This is a genomic window from Streptomyces sp. NPDC001880 (genome assembly GCF_053594575.1).
This window is the reverse complement of the sequence record NZ_JBSFET010000023.1, coordinates 1-20,499: the sequence shown is the minus strand read 5'-3', so window position 1 is coordinate 20,499 and position 20,499 is coordinate 1. Positions and strand designations below refer to the sequence as shown.

Here is a 20,499-nt window from a genome sequence, read left to right as displayed (position 1 = left end):
TTCCACCGGACCCCGTATCACTAAGCCACGTTGACCCGCTGGCCGGGCGGGGCCGCCTCCAGCCAGGCGAGGAACCCGGTCAGCGCGTCCTCGCTCATGGCCAGCTCCAGGCGGGTCTCCCGATGGAGACAGCCGAGCACCACGGCATCGGACAGCAGCGCAAGCTCTTCCTCGCCCTCGGGCAGCCGCCGGGCGACCACCTCGATAGCAGAACGCTCCAGGACCCGGCGAGGTCGAGGAGCGTAGGAGAAGACACGGAACCAGTCGATCTGGTCCTCGCTGTACCGGGCCACCCCGTAGACCCATCCCTTGCCCGAGAGATCGGGCTCTTCCGGAACGTTCCAGCGCAGGCTGCAGTCGAAGGTCCCGCCGGAGCGCTGAATCAGCCGCCGGCGCAGACCGAAGACGAAGAGTCCCACCAGGACCAGTGCGACGACCAGTCCGCCCACCCACAGCGCGAGGAACATCTCCACCGACCTCCTCGCGTCGTCGAGTAACGGATACCGCCAGAACTACAACCGCACCTGCATCGCCTCAGCCGCGGCACGGTCTGGAGTGGTCTCCAGCTCGGGCCGCGGCTGAGGGTAAAGCTACGTGGTCGCGGGGTGCTAGCGCACCGCCACCGCACGCAGTCGCACTTCGGCGCGCCGCTCGGAAGCGGCGTCCGTGTCCGACTTCGCACGCTCCAGCGCACGCTCGGCGCGCTGGACATCGATCTCGTCCGCCAGCTCCGCGATCTCCGCGAGCATCGAGAGCTTGTCGTCCGCGAACGAGATGAATCCGCCGTGCACAGCGGCGACAACGGTGCCGCCGCCGCTCGTGCGGATCGTCACCGGGCCCGATTCCAGCACACCCAGAAGCGGCTGGTGACCGGGCATGACGCCGATGTCGCCGGACGTGGTGCGCGCGACGACCAGGGTGGCCTCGCCGGACCAGACACTGCGGTCCGCGGCGACCAGCTCGACGTGCAGCTCAGCAGCCAAGGGTGGCTCCTCGGGTCACCACCCGGCCGTTCGAGCCGGGTGTTGGGTCAATTCTAAGGGGCGTGGTGAGGGGGACGGGACACACCCCGTCCCCCTCGATGAGCCATGGGCTCAGGAGACGCCGAGCTCCTTGGCGTTGGCCTTGAGGTCCTCGATGCCACCGCACATGAAGAACGCCTGCTCGGGGAAGTGGTCGTACTCGCCGTCGCAGATCGCGTTGAACGCGGCGATCGACTCGTCGAGCGGAACGTCCGAACCGTCCACGCCGGTGAACTGCTTGGCGACGTGGGTGTTCTGCGACAGGAAGCGCTCGACGCGACGGGCACGGTGGACAACGAGCTTGTCCTCCTCGCCCAGCTCGTCGATACCGAGGATCGCGATGATGTCCTGGAGGTCCTTGTACTTCTGGAGGATCCCCTTGACGCGCATGGCGGCCGCGTAGTGGTCCTCCGCGATGTAACGCGGGTCCAGGATGCGGGACGTGGAGTCCAGCGGGTCCACGGCCGGGTAGATGCCCTTCTCGGAGATCGGACGGGAGAGAACCGTCGTCGCGTCGAGGTGGGCGAAGGTGGTGGCCGGGGCCGGGTCGGTCAGGTCGTCCGCGGGAACGTAGATCGCCTGCATCGAGGTGATCGAGTGACCACGGGTCGACGTGATGCGCTCCTGCAGCAGACCCATCTCGTCGGCCAGGTTCGGCTGGTAACCCACCGCGGACGGCATACGGCCGAGCAGGGTGGACACCTCGGAGCCGGCCTGGGTGTACCGGAAGATGTTGTCGATGAAGAAGAGCACGTCCTGCTTCTGCACATCGCGGAAGTACTCCGCCATGGTCAGACCGGCCAGCGCGACGCGCAGACGCGTGCCCGGCGGCTCGTCCATCTGACCGAAGACGAGCGCCGTCTTGTCGATGACGCCCGAGTCGGCCATTTCCTCGATGAGGTCGTTGCCCTCACGGGTGCGCTCACCGACACCGGCGAACACCGACACACCGTCGTGGTTGTTGGCCACGCGGTAGATCATTTCCTGGATCAGAACGGTCTTGCCGACACCGGCACCACCGAACAGACCGATCTTTCCACCCTTGACGTACGGGGTGAGAAGGTCGATGACCTTGACGCCGGTCTCGAACATCTCGGTCTTGGACTCGAGCTGGTCGAAGTTGGGCGCCTTGCGGTGGATCGGCCAGCGCTCGGTGACCTCGGCCTCGGCCTCGGGCTTGTTCAGGATCTCACCGAGGGTGTTGAACACCTTGCCCTTGGTGATGTCGCCGACCGGGACCGTGATGCCGGTGCCCGTGTCGGTCACCGGGGCCTGGCGGACCAGACCGTCGGTGGGCTGCATCGAGATCGCGCGGACCAGGCCTTCGCCGAGGTGCTGGGCGACCTCGAGGGTCAGCGTCTTGAGCTTGCCGTCCTCGGCCGGGTCGGCCACCTGGACGGTCAGCGCGTTGTAGATGTCCGGCATCGCGTCGACGGGGAACTCCACGTCGACGACCGGGCCGATGACCCGGGCGACGCGGCCCGTGGCAACGGCCGTCTCAACTGTCGTCGTCATTACTTGTCACTCCCCGCGGTCGCGTCGGCCAGCGCACTGGCACCACCGACGATCTCGCTGATTTCCTGGGTGATTTCGGCCTGGCGGGCCGCGTTGGCAAGCCGGGAGAGGCTCTTGATGAGCTCACCGGCGTTGTCGGTGGCCGACTTCATCGCGCGGCGGCGGGCGGCGTGCTCGGAAGCAGCGGCCTGCAGCAGCGCGTTGTAGATCCGGCTCTCGACGTACCGCGGAAGCAGGGCGTCGAGGACGTCCTCCGCCGACGGCTCGAAGTCGAAGAGCGGCAGGATCTCGCCCTTGCCGTCCTCCTCCTTCGCGGCGTCCAGACTGAGCGGCAGCATCCGGTTGTTCACCGGGTTCTGCGTCATCATCGACACGAACTCCGTGAAGACGATGTGCAGCTCGTCCACGCCGCCCTCGGCGGTCTCCTTGGTGACCGCTTCGATCAGCGGGGCCGCGGCCCGCTTCGCATCCGCATACGTCGGGCTGTCGGTGAAGCCCGTCCACGATTCCTCGATCTTGCGCTCGCGGAATCCGTAGTAGGCGACGCCCTTGCGGCCGATCACATACGTGACGACCTCCTTGCCCTCACCGCGCAGCCGCTCGGTCAGTCGCTCCGCGGCCTTGATGGCGTTGGAGGAGTAACCGCCGGCCAGACCGCGGTCGCTCGTGACGAGCAGGACCGCGGCCCGCGCCGGAGCGTCGGCCTCGGTGGTCAGCGGGTGCTTGGTGGTGGAGCCGGTCGCGACCGCGGTCACCGCGCGGGTGAGCTCGGTCGCGTACGGCGTCGACGCCGCCACCTGGCGCTGCGCCTTGACGATGCGCGAAGCGGCGATCATCTCCATCGCCTTGGTGATCTTCTTCGTGGCGGTGACGGAGCGAATGCGGCGCTTGTAAACGCGAAGCTGAGCGCCCATCGATCAGCCCTCGCCCAGGAGCTTGCCGTCCGAGGTCTCGAACTGCTGCTTGAAGGAGGCGACGGCGTCGGCGATCGCCTGCAGCGTGTCGTCGGACATCTTGGCGCCCTCGCGGATGCTGGTCAGGAGGTCCTTGCGCTCGCGGCGCAGGTACTCCAGCAGCTCCGTCTCGAAGCGGCGGATGTCCTCGACCGGGACGTCGTCCATCTTGCCGTTGGTGCCGGCCCAGATGGAGACGACCTGCTCCTCGACCGGGAACGGGGAGTACTGCGGCTGCTTCAGCAGCTCGACCATGCGCTTACCACGCTCCAGCGACGCCTTCGAGGCCGCGTCCAGGTCGGAACCGAAGGCGGCGAACGCCTCCAGCTCGCGGTACTGGGCGAGGTCGACACGGAGGCGGCCGGACACCTGGCGCATCGCCTTGTGCTGGGCGGAGCCACCGACGCGGGAGACCGAGATACCGACGTTCAGGGCCGGACGCTGGCCGGCGTTGAACAGGTCGGACTCCAGGAAGCACTGGCCGTCGGTGATGGAGATGACGTTGGTCGGGATGAACGCCGACACGTCGTTCGCCTTGGTCTCGACGATCGGGAGGCCCGTCATCGAACCGGCGCCCATGTCGTCGGAGAGCTTGGCGCAGCGCTCCAGCAGACGCGAGTGGAGGTAGAAGACGTCGCCCGGGTATGCCTCACGGCCCGGCGGACGGCGCAGCAGCAGCGACACGGCGCGGTAGGCGTCGGCCTGCTTCGAGAGGTCGTCGAAGATGATCAGGACGTGCTTGCCCTGGTACATCCAGTGCTGGCCGATGGCCGAACCGGTGTACGGCGCCAGGTACTTGAAGCCGGCCGGGTCGGACGCCGGGGCGGCGACGATGGTCGTGTACTCGAGCGCGCCGGCCTCTTCGAGGGCACCGCGCACGGAGGCGATGGTGGAGCCCTTCTGACCGATGGCGACGTAGATGCAGCGCACCTGCTTGTTCACGTCGCCCGAGCGCCAGTTGTCGCGCTGGTTGATGATCGTGTCGACGGCCAGAGCGGTCTTACCCGTCTGACGGTCGCCAATGATCAGCTGACGCTGGCCGCGGCCGATCGGCACCATGGCGTCGACGGCCTTGTAGCCGGTCTGCATCGGCTCGTGCACCGACTTACGGACCATGACGCCAGGGGCCTGCAGCTCGAGGGCGCGACGGCTGTCGGTCGCGATCTCGCCGAGACCGTCGATCGGGTTGCCGAGCGGGTCGACGACGCGGCCGAGGTAGCCCTCGCCGACGCCGACGGAGAGCACCTCACCGGTGCGCTGCACCGGCTGGCCCTCTTCGATGCCGCTGAACTCGCCGAGGACGATCGCACCGATCTCGCGCTCCTCGAGGTTGAGGGCGAGACCGAGGGTGCCGTCCTCGAACTTCAGCAGCTCGTTCGCCATGGCCGAGGGAAGACCCTCGACCTTCGCGATGCCGTCGCCGGCAACGCTGACCGTACCGACCTCCTCGCGCGAGGCCGCGTCCGGCTTGTACGACTGGACAAAGTTCTCCAGCGCGTCCCGGATCTCCTCCGGCCGGATCGTGAGCTCCGCCATCTGGGTTCCCTGCTCTCCTTGTTGGGCCCGAAGTTTCTTAAGGGGGTCTGGGGGCCGACCCCCAGGAATCTTCTGCAATTTCTGCACGGCCCAACCGGGCCGCTGGTCTTGCTCTGTTCTCTTGCTGCGTTGCGTCGGTCAGCCGGCCATGCGACGGGTCGCCTCGTCGAGGCGCTCCGAGATGGTGCCGTCGATGACCTCGTCGCCGACCCTCACCGCGATCCCGCCGAGGACCGTCGGGTCCACGTCGAGGTTGAGGTGCATCGGGCGGCCGTAGATCTTCGCCAGCGCGGCGCCGAGGCGCTGCTTCTGCCGATCACTGAGCGGCACTGCCGAGGTGACCACGGCGACCAGGCGTTCCCGGCGCTCCGCGGCCAGCTTGGAGAGGGACTCGAGTCCCTCTTCCAGGCTACGTCCACGCGGCTGGGTGACAAGACGCGTGATGAGCCGCTCGGTGGCGGGCCGTGCCTTGCCGCCGAGCAGGCTGTGCAGCAGCTGCCCCTTGGCGGACGCGGACGCGGACCGGTCGGTGAGCGCGGCGCGCAGCTCCTTGTCGGAGGCGACGATCCGGCCGAACCGGAACAGCTCGTCCTCGACGTCGTCGAGGTCTCCGCTGCGCTGGGCGGCGGTGAGGTCTGCGGTGTTGGCCAGTTCCTCGACCGAGTCGACCAGGTCGCGCGACTGCGACCAGCGGGAGCGGACCATGCCGGAGATCAGGTCGACGGCCTCGCCGCCCACCTGACCGCGCAGCAGTCGTCCGGCCAGCTCCGCCCTGGCCTCGCCGGGCTGCGACGGGTCGGTGAGGACCCGTCGCAGGGAGACCTCGCGCTGGAGCAGCGCCGTTACGGCGGCCAGCTCCTCGGCGAGCTTCGCCACGTCGACCGAGGTGTTGTCGGTCAGCGCGTCGAGGGACTCGCGTGCGGCAGCCAGCGCCTCGCGGCTCGCGCCGTTCATCGGACGGCCTCGGCCTTCGCCTCGAGCTCGTCGAGGAAACGGTCGACGGTGCCGCTCTGCCGGGCGTGGTCCTCAAGGGACTCGCCGACGAGCTTGCCGGCCAGGTCGGTGGCGAGCTTGCCCACGTCCTGACGCAGCGCGGCAGCCGCGGACTTGCGGTCGGCCTCGATCTGGGCGTGGCCGGCAGCGATGATCTCCTCACGCTGCCGCTGGCCTTCCGCCCGCATCTCCTGCAGGATCACAGCGCCCTGCTCCTGCGCCTCCTGGCGCAGGCGCGCGGCCTCGTGACGGGCCTCGGCGAGCTGAGCCTTGTACTGCTCAAGAACGCTCTGGGCCTCGGTCTGGGCCGCATCGGCCTTTTCGATACCGCCTTCGATGGCCTCGCGGCGCTCTTCCAGAACCTTGTTGATGTTCGGGAGAAGCTTCTTGGCGAGGAAGCCGAAGACGATGACGAAGGCGATCAGACCGATGACGAGCTCAGGAATCGGCGGAATAAGCGGATTCTGCGCCTCTTCGGCCGCGAGCTGAACCAGGTGGTTCACATCAGTGCCTTTCGTCGGAACGGACTAGTCGCGGTTCGTCAGCTGTAGACGAACGGCATGACCAGACCGATCAGGGCAAGCGCCTCACAGAAGGCGAAGCCGAGAATCTGGTTGGCGCGGATCAGGCCGGCAGCCTCGGGCTGACGGGCGAGGGCCTGGGTGCCGTTACCGAAGATGATGCCGACGCCGACGCCGGGGCCGATGGCGGCCAGGCCGTAGCCGACGGAGCTGAGGGAACCGGTGACGGCGGCAAGGGTCTGGGACATGCCAGTTCTTCCTTCTTCTCTTTCACGGACCGGTGGGGGTTGGCCACCGGACGACTGGGGGTATGGGAGGCGCGATCAGTGGTGCTCGGCGACAGCGCCCTGGATGAAGCTGCACGCCAGGAGCACGAAGACGTACGCCTGAACAGCCTGGATGAAGAGCTCGAAGACCGTCATCACGATGACCATCACGAACGAGACGCCCGCGTAGGCGATACCGATGCCGTTGAGCAGGTACCAGCTGGCGATGGTGAAGAGCAGCAGCAGCGTGTGACCGGCGAACATGTTCGCGAAGAGTCGGACCGCGTGCGTGAACGGGCGGACCAGGACGTTCGAGAAGAACTCGATGACCATGACCAGCGGCAGCACCGGGCCGAGCGACTTGTCGTAGCCGGTCAGGTTCTTGAAGCCGCCGACGAAGCCGTGGCGCTTGAAGGTGAGGCTCATCCAGATGATGTAGACGATCGCGGCCAGGCCGGCCGGATACGCGATGATCGACGTCACCGGGAACTGGGCGAGCGGGATGATCGACCAGAGGTTCATCATCCACACGAAGAAGAAGATCGAGACCATCAGCGGGACGTACTTCTCGCCCTCGCGCTTGCCGAGCGTCTCGTAGACGATGCCGCGGCGTACGAAGTCGTATCCGGCCTCGGCGACCATCTGCAGCTTGCCCGGAACGACCTTCGGCTTGCGGAAGGCGGCCCAGAAGAAGCCGACGATGATGACCGTACCGAGGAGCGCCAGCAGCATCGTCTTGTTGAAGTAGATGTTGCTGTCCGCGTCACCGAAGATCGGCTCGAACAGGAAAGAGTGCAGGCCAGGACCCGGGAAACCACAACCGGAGAAGATGTGGCAATCGGTCTCGAAGGCGAGCACCTGCGTCGGGTCAGCACTCACCGCGGGCTCCTTCAGCGTGGCGCATAGGTACGGCAACCTCGTTGTGTCGGCGCGGCGCACAGCCGCGGTTCGGCACTGGACTGGTGTTACGGATGTGTGAGCGGCAGTCAGGCATTGAGCCTCGCGATCGAGCAGGCGTCAGCTCACATGCCCGCGCCCGCAGTGCCGCAGTTGGAACCGGACGATAGCAGGGTCTTGAACCCGCACTTATCCCGCCCCTACCCTTCACGACTTCGAGCCCGTGTTCTTGGGCTTTTCCGCCTTGTCGGACTCGGGTTCGACGTAAAGGATCTTGGCCTTCATGTGCGCACGCGTCTGTGCGCCGATCCACACGAGGGTCATCGCGACCAGCGTGATCGCGAAGGCCTTCGGATTGAACATCGTCGTGTTCTTGAATGCGGCGACAAAGATGAACAGAAGAAGAAGCTGAGCCGTGTACAGCATCAGCCCCATCGCCTGGAACAGGTGAGGCAGGGACCGCGCGGTCCGCAGCAGGACCAGCAGTCCGATCCCCATGAAGAGGATCACCACGATCGTCGCAACGCCCGCGCCGAGGGCCCCCTTGCCGCCCGCGACACCAGCGCCGACAGCAACGGCGACAGCGCCGGCGACAGCGGTGGGTACGGCGGCTTGAAGGAGAGTCCGGACGTCGTTGGACGGCATGGCGGCAGCTCCGCTTGCAGGGGGTGGGCAGTGTGTCGTCATGGACGAGCCTAGGCCCGGTCCGAGTCAATGCCTCGGGCCAGTGGACCGCGTTACTCGGGTCCTTCGGCTCCGTCACCGGGCTTCGTGAACGGTATCACAAACTATTTGATGAGGTCTTTACCAAGAAAGTGTGCTTACTGTCACACATGGGAGTGAATTCGCGCATGTGAGCAAGACAACTCAATATGTTGCCTGGTATTGCCCCCTGATGCCCGATTCTCAGCGCGCGGATTCAGCCCTGTCTCTGTCCGAAAAACGCGAACGAGGGCCGATGGCGGTCGCCCCGTTGACGCCCGAGACTCCCACGACGACCCGGGCCCGCTCCTGCGCCTCGGGCCCCGTCCGCCCCATCCCGCCCTCCAGCGGCTCCTGTTGGGCCCTGGGCGCCGACGCGGGTTCCTCCCCGGGCTCCTCACCCTTGCCCCGCCTCTGGCGATAGCGAGGCGGTACGAGGCGTTCCGCCCAGTACGGCGCGCGCGGGGTGAAGCGGGGCATCAGCAGCAGTACGAGACCCACCGCGCTCATCCCCATGATCACCAGCACGATCCACAGGGACGCCGAGTGCACCGAATAGCCGACCGCCCCGAAGGCGATCAGGGCCGACCAGAAGTACATGATCAGCACGGCCCTGCTGTGCGAATGGCCGATCTCCAGCAGCCGGTGGTGCAGATGGCCGCGGTCCGCCGCGAACGGCGACTGGCCGTTCCACGTGCGGCGCACGATCGCCAGCACCAGGTCCGCGGCCGGGATCGCGATGATCGTCAGCGGCAGCAGCAGCGGGATGAAGACCGGCAGCATCGCTTGGGTGGCCTCGCGCTCACTGCCCGCGAAAAGCTTCATCGTGTCCGGGTCCACCAGGCCCGTCACCGAGATCGCACCGGCCGCGAGCACCAGGCCGATCAACATCGAGCCCGAGTCGCCCATGAAGATCCGCGCCGGATGCATGTTGTGCGGCAGGAAGCCCAGGCACATGCCCATCAGGATCGCCATGAAGAGCGTCGCCGGGGCCGCGGCCTCGATCATGTGCCCGTACCAGAGCCGGTACGTGTACAGGAAGAACGCGGCGGCGGCGATGCACACCATGCCCGCCGCGAGGCCGTCCAGCCCGTCGACGAAGTTGACCGCGTTGATCGTGATGACGACCAGGGCGACCGTGAGCAGCGTGCCCTGCCACTGGGTGAGCGCCACGGTGCCGACGCCGGGGATCGGCAGCCACAGGATCGTCAGACCCTGGAGGACCATCACCGCGGCGGCGATCATCTGCCCGCCCAGCTTGATCAGGGCGTCGAGCTCGAACTTGTCGTCCAGGACACCGATCAGCCAGATCAGCGCGGCCCCGGAGAGCAGCGCCCTGGGCTCCGTGGAGAGCTGGAAGACCCAGTCGAGGTTTTGGAGATGGGCCGCGACGATCAGTCCGGCGCACAGCCCGCCGAACATGGCGATGCCACCGAGCCGCGGTGTCGGTTCTCGGTGGACGTCACGCGCACGGATCGCGGGCATCGCCCCGATCGCGATGGCGAACTTACGCACCGGACCGGTCAGCAGATAGGTCACCGCGGCCGTGACACAGAGCGTCAGCAGGTAATCACGCACGGGCTGCCCCATAGATTTCGCCGGCCATCTCAGCCCACACCTTAAACCGTCCGGCCGTCGGGGACTGCCGCGCTGCACGGGCCTCATGACCGAGGACACGTCCTTCGGACCGATCGGTTCCGCACCGACGCCTACCCCGGATACGGCGGATGGTTCTCCACCAGCTCCCGCACCTGCGCGCGGATGTCGTTCTCCTCACGCACCGCGGTTCCGAAGAGCACCGCCAGCCTGGCCATGTCGGCATCGTCCATGCCCTGCGTGGTGACCGCCGCGGTGCCGAGCCTGATGCCCCGGGCGTCCCCGTACGGCAGCGCGCAGGTGTCCAGCACCAGGCCGGCCGCCACCAGCCGGGCGCGGGCGGTCGGGCCGTCGACGCCCAGCGGGGCCGGGTCCGCGACGATCAGGTGGGTGTCCGTGCCGCCCGTGGTGACCTCGAAGCCCTCCGCCTCCAGACCGTCGGCCAGCACCCGGGCATGGGCGACCACCTGATGCGCGTACGTCGCGAACGCCGGGGTGGCCGCCTCCCCGAACGCGACGGCCTTCGCGGCGACCGTGTGCATCTGCGCGCCGCCCTGCGTGAACGGGAAGACCGCCCGGTCGATCCGCTCGGCCAGTTCCGCGCCGCACAGGATCATCCCGCCGCGCGGCCCGCGCAGCACCTTGTGCGTCGTCGCGCAGACCACGTCGGCGTACGGCACCGGGCTCGGCGCCGCTCCCCCGGCGATCAGCCCCATCGGGTGCGCGGAGTCGGCGATCAGATACGCGCCCACCTCGTCGGCGATCTCCCGGAACAGCTCGTAGTCGGGATGGCGGGGGTACGAGATGGAGCCGCTCACGATCGCCTTGGGGCGGTGGGCCCGGGCCAGGGCGCGCACCTGCTCGTAGTCGATCAGGCCGCTCTCGGAGTCCACCCCGTAGCCGACGAACTCGAACCAGCGGCCGGAGAAGTTGGCGGGCGAACCATGGGTGAGGTGCCCGCCGTACGAGAGACCCATCGCGAGCACCGTGTCACCGGGGCGGAGCAGGGCGGCGTACGCGGCGAGGACCGCGGAGGAGCCGGAGTGCGGCTGGACATTGGCGTGCTCGGCGCCGAAGAGCGAGGTGGCGCGGCGGCAGGCGATGCGTTCGGCGGCGTCGGCCTGCTCGCAGCCGCCGTGGTGGCGGGCGCCGGGATAGCCCTCGGCGTACTTGTTCGCGAGGGGTGAGCCGAGGGCGGCGAGGACCGCGGGCGAGGTGAAGTTCTCGGCGGCGGTCAGCTGCAGGGTGCTGGACTGGCGGTGCAGCTCCCCCAGCAGCACGGCTGCGATCTCCGGGTCCTCCCGGAGCAGGGCGCCGAAGTCCTGCGGCAGGGCGGTGCCGGGGGCGGAGGACGGTGCGGCTGGAGTGGTGACCGGCATCGATGGGCTCCGGGCCTGGGGAGGGGTGCTGGCGTCAGCTCCAAATGTAGGCCCGCGAAGGCCCGCCTGCCCGCTGTGCGGCGCCGCGGCGCACCCGTTGGGACCAGGGGTGCCCGGCAGGCGCGTACGCCCGTCAGTGCGGCGCGGGCACGCCCGTCAGCGCCGTGACCACCGGGTCGAGGGCCTGGTTGATCTCGTCGCCGATGGAGCGGAAGAAGGTGATCGGGGCACCGTAGGGGTCGTACACCTCGTCCGCGTCGGCGGTGGGGGCCAGCAGCCAGCCGCGCAGCGCGGCCGCGGCCCGGACCAGCGCGCGGGCGCGCTCGACGACGCCCTCGTCCCGCGGGTCGGGCAGCGTGGCGGGGTCTATCGCCCGGACCAGGCGGGTGAATTCCTTGAGGGTGAAGGTCCGCAGGCCGGCCGAGTGACCCATCGAGATCACCTGCGCGCGGTGGTCACGGGTGGCGGTGAGCACCAGGTCGGCGCGGATCACGTGCTCGTCGAGCAGTTCCCGGCCGACGAAGCCGGTGGTGTCGGCGCCGAAGTCGGCGAGGACGGTCTCGGCGTTGGCCTCCATGGGGGCGCCTTCGTGGCCCCAGGTGCCCGCGCTCTCCACGATCAGTCCGCCGCCTAGCGGATCGCCGAGGCGGTCCACCAGGGCATGGCGGGTGAGCCGCTCGGTGATCGGCGAGCGGCAGACGTTGCCGGTGCTGACGTGGAGGATGCGGAAAGAGCCGGCCCGCCCCGCTATGCCACGCCCCTCAGGGGCGGTCAACTGGCCACCTCGAGGTCGGGTACCACCTTGCGGAGCTCCTCCACGGAGAGCGCGCCGGCACGCAGCAGCACGGGGACCTTGCCGGTCACGTCGACGATCGACGAGGGCACGATGCCGGGCGTCGGGCCCCCGTCCAGGTAGACGGAGACGGAGTCGCCGAGCATCTCCTGGGCCGCGTCGCAGTCCTCGGGGGCCGGGTGACCGGTGAGGTTGGCGCTGGAGACGGCCATCGGGCCGACCTCCGTGAGCAGCTCGATGGCGACCGGGTGCAGCGGCATCCGGATGGCGACGGTGCCGCGGGTGTCCCCGAGGTCCCACTGGAGCGACGGCTGGTGCTTGGCGACGAGCGTGAGGGCGCCGGGCCAGAAGGCGTCGACAAGCTCCCATGCCTGCTCGGAGAAGTCGGTGACCAGGCCGTGCAGGGTGTTCGGGGAGCCGATCAGGACGGGGGTCGGCATGTTGCGGCCGCGGCCCTTGGCGTCCAGCAGGTCGGCGACGCCCTCGGCGCTGAAGGCGTCCGCGCCGATGCCGTACACGGTGTCGGTGGGCAGCACGACCAGTTCGCCGCGGCGGACGGCCGACGCGGCCTCACGCAGACCCGTCGTACGGTCGGTCGCGTCGTTGCAGTCGTATCGCCGTGCCATCAGCCGGCCTCCTCAAGCGTGTACGGGTGTCGCGGGTACGGGTCGTGCGGGTGGTGGCCGCCGGTCACGGCGTGGCCTTGCGGGCCGTGGCGAACCGCGGCCGGTTGTTCAGGTCGGGGTGGTCGGCCGCGTCCGCCCAGCCTCGTTCCTCGGTGAAGATCCACGGCACCTGGCCGCCCTGGGTGTCGGCGTGCTCGATGACGACGAGGCCGCCGGGGCGCAGCAGGCGGTGTGCGGTGCGTTCGATGCCGCGGATGGTGTCGAGGCCGTCCTCACCGGAGAAGAGAGCCATCTCCGGGTCGTGGTCGCGGGCCTCGGGCGCCACGTACTCCCACTCGGTGAGCGGGATGTACGGCGGGTTGGAGATGACCAGGTCGACCTGACCGTCCAGCTCGGGGAGGGCGGTCAGTGCGTCTCCCTGGTGGACGGTGACCCTGGATCCGGCGGCGTTCTTCCTGGTCCACTCGATGGCGTCGTCGGAGAGCTCGACGGCGTGCACGCGCGAGCGCGGCACCTCCTGGGCCATGGCCAGGGCGATGGCGCCCGATCCGCTGCACAGGTCGACGACGACCGGCTCGACGACGTCCATCGCGCGCACGGCGTCTATCGCCCAGCCGACGACCGATTCGGTCTCCGGGCGGGGGACGAAGACACCGGGGCCGACCTGGAGCTCCAGGTAGCGGAAGAAGGCGCGGCCGGTGATGTGCTGGAGCGGTTCGCGGGCCTCGCGGCGGGCGATGGCCTCCCAGTAGCGGGCGTCGAAGTCCGCGTCCGGCACCCGGTGCAGCTCGCCCCGCTTGACGCCGTGCACGAACGCGGCGAGTTCCTCCGCGTCGAATCGCGGCGAGGGCACACCGGCGTCGGCCAGCCGCTGGGTGGCCTGGGCCACCTCGGCGAGCAGCAGGTTCATCGCGGTTCTCCGTACGGTTTACGGGTGGGGCGGGCTTTGCTCACGCAGCGGCGAGCTTGGCGGCGGAGTCGGCGTCGACACACGCCTGGATCACGGAGTCCAGATCGCCGTCGAGCACCTGGTCCAAGTTGTACGCCTTGAAGCCGACGCGGTGGTCCGAGATCCGGTTTTCCGGGAAGTTGTACGTACGGATCTTCTCGGAACGGTCGACCGTGCGCACCTGGCTGCGCCGTACGTCCGAAGCCTCCTGCTCGGCGGCCTCCTGGGCGGCGGCGAGCAGCCGCGAGCGCAGGATGCGCATGGCCTGCTCCTTGTTCTGGAGCTGGCTCTTCTCGTTCTGGCAGGAGGCGACGACGCCGGTCGGCAGGTGGGTGATGCGGACCGCCGAGTCCGTGGTGTTGACGGACTGGCCGCCGGGGCCCGAGGAGCGGTAGACGTCGATACGGAGATCGTTGGCGTGGATCTCGACGTCGACCTCCTCGGCCTCGGGCGTGACGAGCACACCGGCGGCGGAGGTGTGGATGCGGCCCTGCGACTCGGTGGACGGCACCCGCTGCACGCGGTGCACCCCGCCCTCGTACTTCAGCCGGGCCCACACACCCTGGCCGGGCTCGGTGGCGCCGTTTCCGCCCTTGGTCTTCACGGCGACCTGGACGTCCTTGTAGCCGCCGAGCTCGGACTCGGTGGAGTCGATGATCTCGGTCTTCCAGCCGACGCGCTCGGCGTAGCGCAGGTACATCCGCAGCAGATCGCCGGCGAACAGGGCGGACTCGTCGCCGCCCGCGCCCGCCTTGATCTCCAGGAGCACGTCCTTGTCGTCGCTGGGGTCGCGCGGGATCAGGAGCAGGCGGAGCTTCTCGGTGAGCTCTTCGCGCTGCTTCTCCAGCTCCTTGACCTCGGCGGCGAAGTCGGGGTCGTCGGCGGCGAGCTCGCGGGCCGTCCCGATGTCGTCCCCGGCCTGCTTCCAGGCGCGGTACGTGGCGACGATCGGGGTCAGCTCGGCGTAGCGCTTGTTGAGCCTGCGCGCGTTGGCCTGGTCGGCGTGGACCGCGGGGTCCGCGAGCTTCTTCTCGAGATCGGTCTGTTCGCCGATCAGTTCCTCGACCGCCTCGAACATCTTCGGGCTCCTGGTTTCTTCACTCGGGCGTGCCTGCTGGACGGCGTGATGCCGGCCGGGCGGGGATACGTGACGGGGCCGCGTACCCCCGGCCGGAAAAAACGCCGGTCCCGACGCCCCCGCTAGAGGGCGCCGAGAACCGGCGCAGTGGCTCGCTACTTGCTGGCGGAGCCGGCAGCCTTGCCGAAGCGGGCCTCGAAGCGGGCCACGCGGCCACCGGTGTCGAGGATCTTCTGCTTGCCCGTGTAGAACGGGTGGCACTCGGAGCAGACGTCGGCGCGGATGGTGCCGCCGTCGATGGTGCTCCGGGTCGTGAACGACGCGCCACAGGTGCAGCTGACCTGCGTCTCGGCGTACTCGGGGTGGATGTCGCGCTTCAAGGGTTTCTCCTAGGTTCGGGAGGGCACCGGGTCGCACGCGCGGATTGCGCGTCCGTGAACCGGGGCCGACGTACCAGTTTGCCAGGACCGGCCGTATCTCCCAAAACCGGGGGCGGGCCGTACCTATTCCCGGCCCGCCCGGTCACTGCACGATGTCACCCGCGTCGCCCTTGTCGCCCGCCGACTTCTCGGTGGCGGAGGCGGGGATCGGCTGGTCCTGCGCGAGCGCGGTCCACACCTGACGGGCGGCGTCGTCCAGCGGTACGACGCGGTTCGGGTCGGCCGGGTCGTACTGCACGGGCAGCGTGACCATGTGGACGTTCTTCGAATCGAGCCCCTTGAGGCCGTTGGCGAAAGCCGTGAGTTCCTTGACCGAGCCGAGGTCGGAGTCGGTGGTGACGGTCTTGGTGGCCGTGTCCGCGAGGTCGTACAGGGTCTTCGGGTTCGTGAACACCCCGACGGTCTGGACCTGTTCCATCAGCGCCTTGATGAACGCCTGCTGGAGCTGGATGCGGCCGAGGTCGCTGCCGTCGCCGACGCTCGTGCGGGTACGGACCAGCCCCAGCGACTGCTCCCCGTCGAGGGTGTGGGTGCCGGGTTCGAGCTTCAGATGGCTCTTGGGGTCGTCGATCGCCTGAGTGGTGGTGATCTCCACGCCGCCCAGCTCGTCGATGAGCTTCTTGAAGCCGGTGAAGTCGACTTCGAGGTAGTGGTCCATGCGGATGCCGGACATGGCCTCGACGGTCTTGACCGCGCAGGCCGGTCCGCCGACTTCGTACGCCGTGTTGAACATCGCGCGCTGCTGGCCCTCGATGGTCTGCCCGGTGGTGTCACTGGTGCAGTCGGGGCGGGTGACGAGGGTGTCACGCGGGATGGAGACCACGGAGGCCTTCTTGTGGCCCTTGTTGACGTGGAGGACCATCGCGGTGTCGGAGCGGGCCGTTCCCTCGTCGGCGCCGTACTCGGAGTTCGCGCCCGACCGGGAGTCCGAGCCGAGCACGAGGATGTCCTGGGAGCCGTCGTCGATGTCGTCGGGGCGGTCCTTGCCCAGTGCCGCGTTGATGTCGACGGCCTTGAGGTTGCCGTTGAGCTTGAAGTAGGCGAATCCCAGTCCGGCACCACCGACGACGAGCGCGCCGGCCAGGGCCCAGGCGGCGATCGCGGTCGCCCTGCGGCGACGGGAGGGTTTCTTCCGGCGCTTGCCGGTGGGGCGTATTCGGCCGCCTCTCCCGTTCTGCTCAATCATCGGTCTCCTTCGGTCGTCAGTTCTCCCCGGCTACCCCCAGCAGCGGTGTTCGGGCAATGAGACGTCGACATGTCGCTACCGCGTACGACGCCGTGGCACGAAGAAGGGTTACACAGCCACCTGTTGTTTCCACGTGAGGACGAAACGGACACCGGATACGGCTCAACAGCCAGTGATCCCGCGTTCACCTGCGGTTTCTTGGGCGGTACAGGCATCACGGCGGGCCCGGCGGCACGTCCGGCATGTGGCAAAGGTCTCGGTTCGACCACAGGCGGCGGGGTCGGCTGCGTCACATTCGCCCCGCCCACGGCACAGGGCCGCCCCCGGCACCGAAGTGCCGGGGGCGGCCCTGTGATTCGACCGGTCCGGTACGACGTCAGTCGTTGCCGTTGCCCGGAGCCGGCGTCGTCTTCTGGATCTGGAGCAGGAACTCGGCGTTGGACTGGGTCTTCTTCATCCGGTCCAGGAGGAGCTCGATCGCCTGCTGCTGGTCGAGCGCGTGCAGCACCCGGCGCAGCTTCCAGACGATCGCCAACTCCTCGCTGCCCAGGAGGATTTCCTCCTTGCGGGTGCTGGACGCGTCGACGTCCACCGCCGGGAAGATGCGCTTGTCCGAGAGCTTCCGGTCGAGCTTGAGCTCCATGTTGCCGGTGCCCTTGAACTCCTCGAAGATCACCTCGTCCATGCGCGAGCCGGTCTCGACGAGCGCGGTGGCCAGGATGGTCAGCGAACCGCCGTCCTCGATGTTGCGCGCGGCACCGAAGAACCGCTTCGGCGGGTACAGCGCGGTCGAGTCGACACCACCGGACAGGATGCGGCCGGAGGCGGGGGCCGCGAGGTTGTACGCACGGCCGAGTCGGGTGATGGAGTCCAGCAGGACGACCACGTCGTGACCCAGCTCGACGAGACGCTTGGCGCGCTCGATGGCCAGCTCGGCGACGGTGGTGTGGTCCTCGGCGGGACGGTCGAAGGTCGAGGAGATGACCTCGCCCTTCACCGACCGCTGCATGTCGGTGACCTCTTCCGGACGCTCGTCGACCAGGACGACCATCAGGTGGCACTCGGGGCTGTTGACGGTGATCGCGTTGGCGATCGCCTGCAGGATCATGGTCTTGCCGGTCTTCGGCGGGGCCACGATCAGCCCTCGCTGGCCCTTGCCGATGGGGGCGACCAGGTCGATGATCCGCGTCGTCAGGACGTTGGAGTCGGTCTCCAGACGGAGCCGGTCCTGCGGGTAGAGCGGGGTCAGCTTCTGGAACTCCGGACGGCCGCGGCCGGTTTCGGGCGCCATGCCGTTCACCGAGTCGAGGCGGACCAGGGCGTTGAACTTCTCCCGGCGCTCGCCGTCCTTGGGCTGGCGCACCGCACCGGTGACGTGGTCACCCTTGCGCAGGCCGTTCTTGCGGACCTGGGCGAGCGAGACGTACACGTCGTTCGGGCCCGGCAGGTAGCCGGAGGTCCGGATGAACGCGTAGTTGTCGAGGATGTCCAGGATGCCCGCGACGGGGATCAGGACGTCGTCCTCGGAGACCGGGACCTCGTTGGCGAAGTCGTCGCGGCCACGGCGGCCGCGACGGTCGCGGTAGCGGCCGCGACGGCCGCGACGGCCGCCCGCCTCGTCGTCGTACCCGTCGTCCTGCGGGCCGCCGCCCTGCTGACCCTGGCGCTGCTGACGCTGGCCGCCCTGCTGGCCCTGGCCACCGCCCTGCTCGTCGCCCTTGCCCCTGCGGTCGCGCTGCCGGTCGCGGCGCTCCCCGCGCTCCTGGCGGTCGCCGCGCTGGCCGCGGTCCTGGCGGTCACCCCGGCGGCCCTCGGCCGTGTCGGCGGCGGCTTCGGCCTTGGCCTCGGCGCGGTCGTCGCCCTTGGGCTCGGCCTGCGCCTCCGTCTTGGCCTCGGCGGACTTGCTCTCCGCCTTGCTCTCCGGGCTGCCCGCCTGCGCGGTCGCACGGCGCCGACGGCGCTCGCCCGCGGGCTGGTCGTCGCTGGCCGGCTGGCCGGGGATGTCGATCTGCTGCTGGGCCGCAACCTTCTCGGCGGGCGCGGCGGCCGTCGGCTCGTCCCCGGTGCGCGCCTTGGAGGTGGCGCGGCGCTTGGGCTTGGTCTCGGACGCCGCGGCGGGCGCGGCGGCCTTGGGCGCGGCGGAGCTACCGGCCTGCGCCTCCTTGATGACCTCGATCAGCTGGCCCTTGCGCATCCGCGCAGTGCCCTTGATGCCGAGGCCGGACGCGACCTGCTGCAGCTCGGCCAGGACCATGCCGTCAAGGCCGGTGCCGGAGCGGCGGCGCCGTGCGGTGGTGCCAGTGGCAGCACCTGCGGCGGGCGCGGCGCTGTCGACGCTCTTGTCGGCAGTCACGCCCATCAGATCGGTGGTGTCGCTCACGAAGGGTCCTTCCCTGGAGCGGACGTCGGCCTTCTGGCTCGGCGACCGGTTGTGCTGTCCGACTGCGGTCTTTTTCTTGCGGACCGTGCCGGGGCGGTGGTCCGCCGGGTACGGCGGAGAGATGAAGGTGTGCAAGGGCCCGGCGCGAGCATCCCCTGCTCGGCCCACTCCTGGACGAGCGAGGGGTGTCGTGCCGGTTCCGGAGCGTGCGCGAAACTGCTCAGGCAGGCTGCTCAGGCAGTTGGGGAGGCTCCCGGAAGAATTGGTGGTCCCGGAAAGGGACACGAAGCAACGCGCCACATAGACGTCGGTTGCAGACTTGAGGTTAACACTACCGGCTCCAACAAACATTCCCCCTCTCACTCACCGGCAATCACTTCTCGGCTAAGGAGCGAGCGGCAGCACACTCGCGCCCGGGGCGTCGAGAGCGAGGCGATTGGCCGCCCACCCCTCGCCCGCCAGCTGTGCGACCTTGTCGGCCGCACCGTCCTCGGCCAGTGCGAGCACGGTCGGCCCGGCACCGGAGATGACCGCGGGGACGCCGTCCGCGCGCAGTCGGTTGACGAGTTCCACGCTCTCGGGCATCGCCGGGGCGCGGTACTCCTGGTGCAGCCGGTCCTCGGTGGCGGTGAGCAGCAGCTCGGGGCGTCTGGTCAGCGCCTCGACGAGCAGTGCGGCACGGCCGGCGTTGAAGGCGGCGTCGACGTGCGGGACCGAGCGCGGGAGCAGTCCGCGGGCGGTTTCGGTGAGGACCGGCTTGCTGGGTACGAAAACCACCGGAACGATGGATTCTGCGGGATCCATCCTGATCGCGCGCGCCGATCCGCCGTCCATCCATGCCAGCGTGAAGCCGCCGAGCAGGCAGGCCGCGACATTGTCGGGGTGGCCCTCGATCTCGGTGGCGAGCTCCAGCAGCGCCGCTTCGTCGAGTCGGGCGTCCCCGCCGGTCGTCACGGCGCGGGCGGCGACGATGCCCGCACAGATGGCGGCGGAGGAGGAGCCGAGGCCGCGCCCGTGCGGGATGCGGTTGGCGCAGACGATCTCCAGGCCGCGGGGCTGTCCGCCGAGCAGGTCGAAGGCCGTGCGCAGGGAGCGCACGAGGAGGTGGCTCTCGTCGCGGGGCAGCGTGTCGGCACCCTCACCCGCGATGTCGATGTGCAGTCCGGAGTCGGCGACGCGGACGACGACGTCGTCGTACAGACCCAGCGACAGGCCGAAGGCGTCGAAACCCGGGCCCAGGTTGGCGCTGGTCGCGGGGACGCGCACCCGGACGGCGGCGGCTCGGAAGGCGGGACCGGCCATCGGTTGGACGACTCTCCTTGTGTGACAGCGGGGGTGGTGAAGCGTTTTCTCCGTGGTGGCGGGAGGTCGTGGTGACGGGGAGTGGAATTCCGGGGAACCGACGGCCACAACGGCCCATGCACCGCGGCAGATGCGGCAGGCAGGTTGAGTACAGCTTATCGAAGGAAGGTTCTGTGGCGACATAGGGCGCACGGGAGGCGCACGATGCGTGTCGCACACCTCCTATGCGCTCGCCGCCCCGAAAAGGGGCGGTTGAGCTGGGTTCTTCCCTGATCCGTCGGGCAGGCCCCGGGGCGTCGTACGGAAGGACGGGGCCCCGGTCGTGGCGCGCCGGCTCCTGGTGACCACCGGCCTCGTCGACGAAC

Annotated in this window: 20 protein-coding genes; all 20 read right to left on the bottom strand. The window is 69.0% G+C overall.

The features are described from left to right. Window positions 1-20 precede the first annotated feature (20 nt). The 20 genes from ACWCQ6_RS15825 to thrB all read right to left on the bottom strand — a co-directional run bounded on the left by ACWCQ6_RS15825 (window position 21) and on the right by thrB (window position 20,134). Window positions 21-467 (bottom strand): DUF2550 domain-containing protein, encoded by a 447-nt coding sequence (locus ACWCQ6_RS15825; RefSeq protein WP_072484167.1) that lies wholly within the window; start codon window positions 465-467, stop codon window positions 21-23. A 141-nt stretch (window positions 468-608) separates the two neighbouring features. Further along, a complete protein-coding gene (locus tag ACWCQ6_RS15820; RefSeq protein ID WP_451089468.1) occupies window positions 609-983 on the bottom strand; it encodes a F0F1 ATP synthase subunit epsilon in 375 nt (124 codons plus the stop codon). 111 nt (window positions 984-1,094) lie between these two features. Beyond that, complete coding sequence (gene atpD / locus ACWCQ6_RS15815) at window positions 1,095-2,537, bottom strand: F0F1 ATP synthase subunit beta (RefSeq protein WP_451089466.1); 1,443 nt, start codon at window positions 2,535-2,537, stop codon at window positions 1,095-1,097. After that, a complete protein-coding gene (locus tag ACWCQ6_RS15810; protein WP_451089464.1) occupies window positions 2,537-3,451 on the bottom strand; it encodes a F0F1 ATP synthase subunit gamma in 915 nt (304 codons plus the stop codon). The genes atpD and ACWCQ6_RS15810 overlap by 1 nt, the downstream gene beginning before the upstream one ends. Before the next feature lie 3 nt (window positions 3,452-3,454). After that, window positions 3,455-5,026, bottom strand: coding sequence for a F0F1 ATP synthase subunit alpha (gene atpA / locus ACWCQ6_RS15805; RefSeq protein WP_451089462.1), 1,572 nt, complete (start codon window positions 5,024-5,026; stop codon window positions 3,455-3,457). A 138-nt stretch (window positions 5,027-5,164) separates the two neighbouring features. After that, window positions 5,165-5,980 (bottom strand): F0F1 ATP synthase subunit delta, encoded by an 816-nt coding sequence (locus ACWCQ6_RS15800; RefSeq protein WP_451089460.1) that lies wholly within the window; start codon window positions 5,978-5,980, stop codon window positions 5,165-5,167. Then, complete coding sequence (locus ACWCQ6_RS15795) at window positions 5,977-6,522, bottom strand: F0F1 ATP synthase subunit B (RefSeq protein WP_451089458.1); 546 nt, start codon at window positions 6,520-6,522, stop codon at window positions 5,977-5,979. Before ACWCQ6_RS15795 ends, ACWCQ6_RS15800 begins: the two co-directional genes overlap by 4 nt. 38 nt (window positions 6,523-6,560) lie before the next feature. Next, window positions 6,561-6,788 carry an ATP synthase F0 subunit C gene (gene atpE / locus ACWCQ6_RS15790; protein ID WP_030386954.1) on the bottom strand — a complete coding sequence of 76 codons (228 nt, stop codon included), beginning with the start codon at window positions 6,786-6,788 and terminating at the stop codon, window positions 6,561-6,563. Window positions 6,789-6,863: 75 nt separating this feature from the next. Next, the gene (atpB, locus tag ACWCQ6_RS15785) at window positions 6,864-7,700 is read right to left on the bottom strand and encodes a F0F1 ATP synthase subunit A (RefSeq protein ID WP_451089583.1); all 837 of its coding nucleotides are present in this window, start codon (window positions 7,698-7,700) and stop codon (window positions 6,864-6,866) included. 210 nt (window positions 7,701-7,910) lie between these two features. Continuing rightward, window positions 7,911-8,348, bottom strand: a complete 438-nt coding sequence (locus ACWCQ6_RS15780) for a hypothetical protein (protein WP_451089456.1) — start codon at window positions 8,346-8,348, stop codon at window positions 7,911-7,913. Between the two features lie 261 nt (window positions 8,349-8,609). Then, window positions 8,610-9,995 carry an MraY family glycosyltransferase gene (locus ACWCQ6_RS15775; protein ID WP_451089454.1) on the bottom strand — a complete coding sequence of 462 codons (1,386 nt, stop codon included), beginning with the start codon at window positions 9,993-9,995 and terminating at the stop codon, window positions 8,610-8,612. A 119-nt stretch (window positions 9,996-10,114) separates the two neighbouring features. Continuing rightward, a complete protein-coding gene (locus ACWCQ6_RS15770) occupies window positions 10,115-11,380 on the bottom strand; it encodes a serine hydroxymethyltransferase (RefSeq protein ID WP_451089452.1) in 1,266 nt (421 codons plus the stop codon). Between the two features lie 133 nt (window positions 11,381-11,513). Continuing rightward, window positions 11,514-12,155 carry an arsenate reductase/protein-tyrosine-phosphatase family protein gene (locus ACWCQ6_RS15765; RefSeq protein WP_451089450.1) on the bottom strand — a complete coding sequence of 214 codons (642 nt, stop codon included), beginning with the start codon at window positions 12,153-12,155 and terminating at the stop codon, window positions 11,514-11,516. Next, on the bottom strand, window positions 12,152-12,799 hold the full coding sequence (locus tag ACWCQ6_RS15760; RefSeq protein WP_451089448.1) for an L-threonylcarbamoyladenylate synthase: 648 nt from the start codon (window positions 12,797-12,799) through the stop codon (window positions 12,152-12,154). The genes ACWCQ6_RS15765 and ACWCQ6_RS15760 overlap by 4 nt, the downstream gene beginning before the upstream one ends. Before the next feature lie 64 nt (window positions 12,800-12,863). Next, a complete protein-coding gene (gene prmC / locus ACWCQ6_RS15755) occupies window positions 12,864-13,709 on the bottom strand; it encodes a peptide chain release factor N(5)-glutamine methyltransferase (RefSeq protein ID WP_451089446.1) in 846 nt (281 codons plus the stop codon). 40 nt (window positions 13,710-13,749) lie between these two features. Continuing rightward, window positions 13,750-14,826, bottom strand: coding sequence for a peptide chain release factor 1 (gene prfA, locus ACWCQ6_RS15750; RefSeq protein ID WP_451089444.1), 1,077 nt, complete (start codon window positions 14,824-14,826; stop codon window positions 13,750-13,752). Between the two features lie 155 nt (window positions 14,827-14,981). Further along, window positions 14,982-15,206, bottom strand: coding sequence for a 50S ribosomal protein L31 (rpmE, locus tag ACWCQ6_RS15745; RefSeq protein WP_189542185.1), 225 nt, complete (start codon window positions 15,204-15,206; stop codon window positions 14,982-14,984). 142 nt (window positions 15,207-15,348) lie between these two features. Continuing rightward, complete coding sequence (locus ACWCQ6_RS15740; protein ID WP_451089441.1) at window positions 15,349-16,452, bottom strand: LCP family protein; 1,104 nt, start codon at window positions 16,450-16,452, stop codon at window positions 15,349-15,351. 376 nt (window positions 16,453-16,828) lie between these two features. Next, the gene (gene rho / locus ACWCQ6_RS15735) at window positions 16,829-18,832 is read right to left on the bottom strand and encodes a transcription termination factor Rho (RefSeq protein ID WP_451089439.1); all 2,004 of its coding nucleotides are present in this window, start codon (window positions 18,830-18,832) and stop codon (window positions 16,829-16,831) included. A gap of 384 nt (window positions 18,833-19,216) precedes the next feature. Continuing rightward, the gene (gene thrB / locus ACWCQ6_RS15730; RefSeq protein WP_451089437.1) at window positions 19,217-20,134 is read right to left on the bottom strand and encodes a homoserine kinase; all 918 of its coding nucleotides are present in this window, start codon (window positions 20,132-20,134) and stop codon (window positions 19,217-19,219) included. Window positions 20,135-20,499 lie beyond the last annotated feature (365 nt).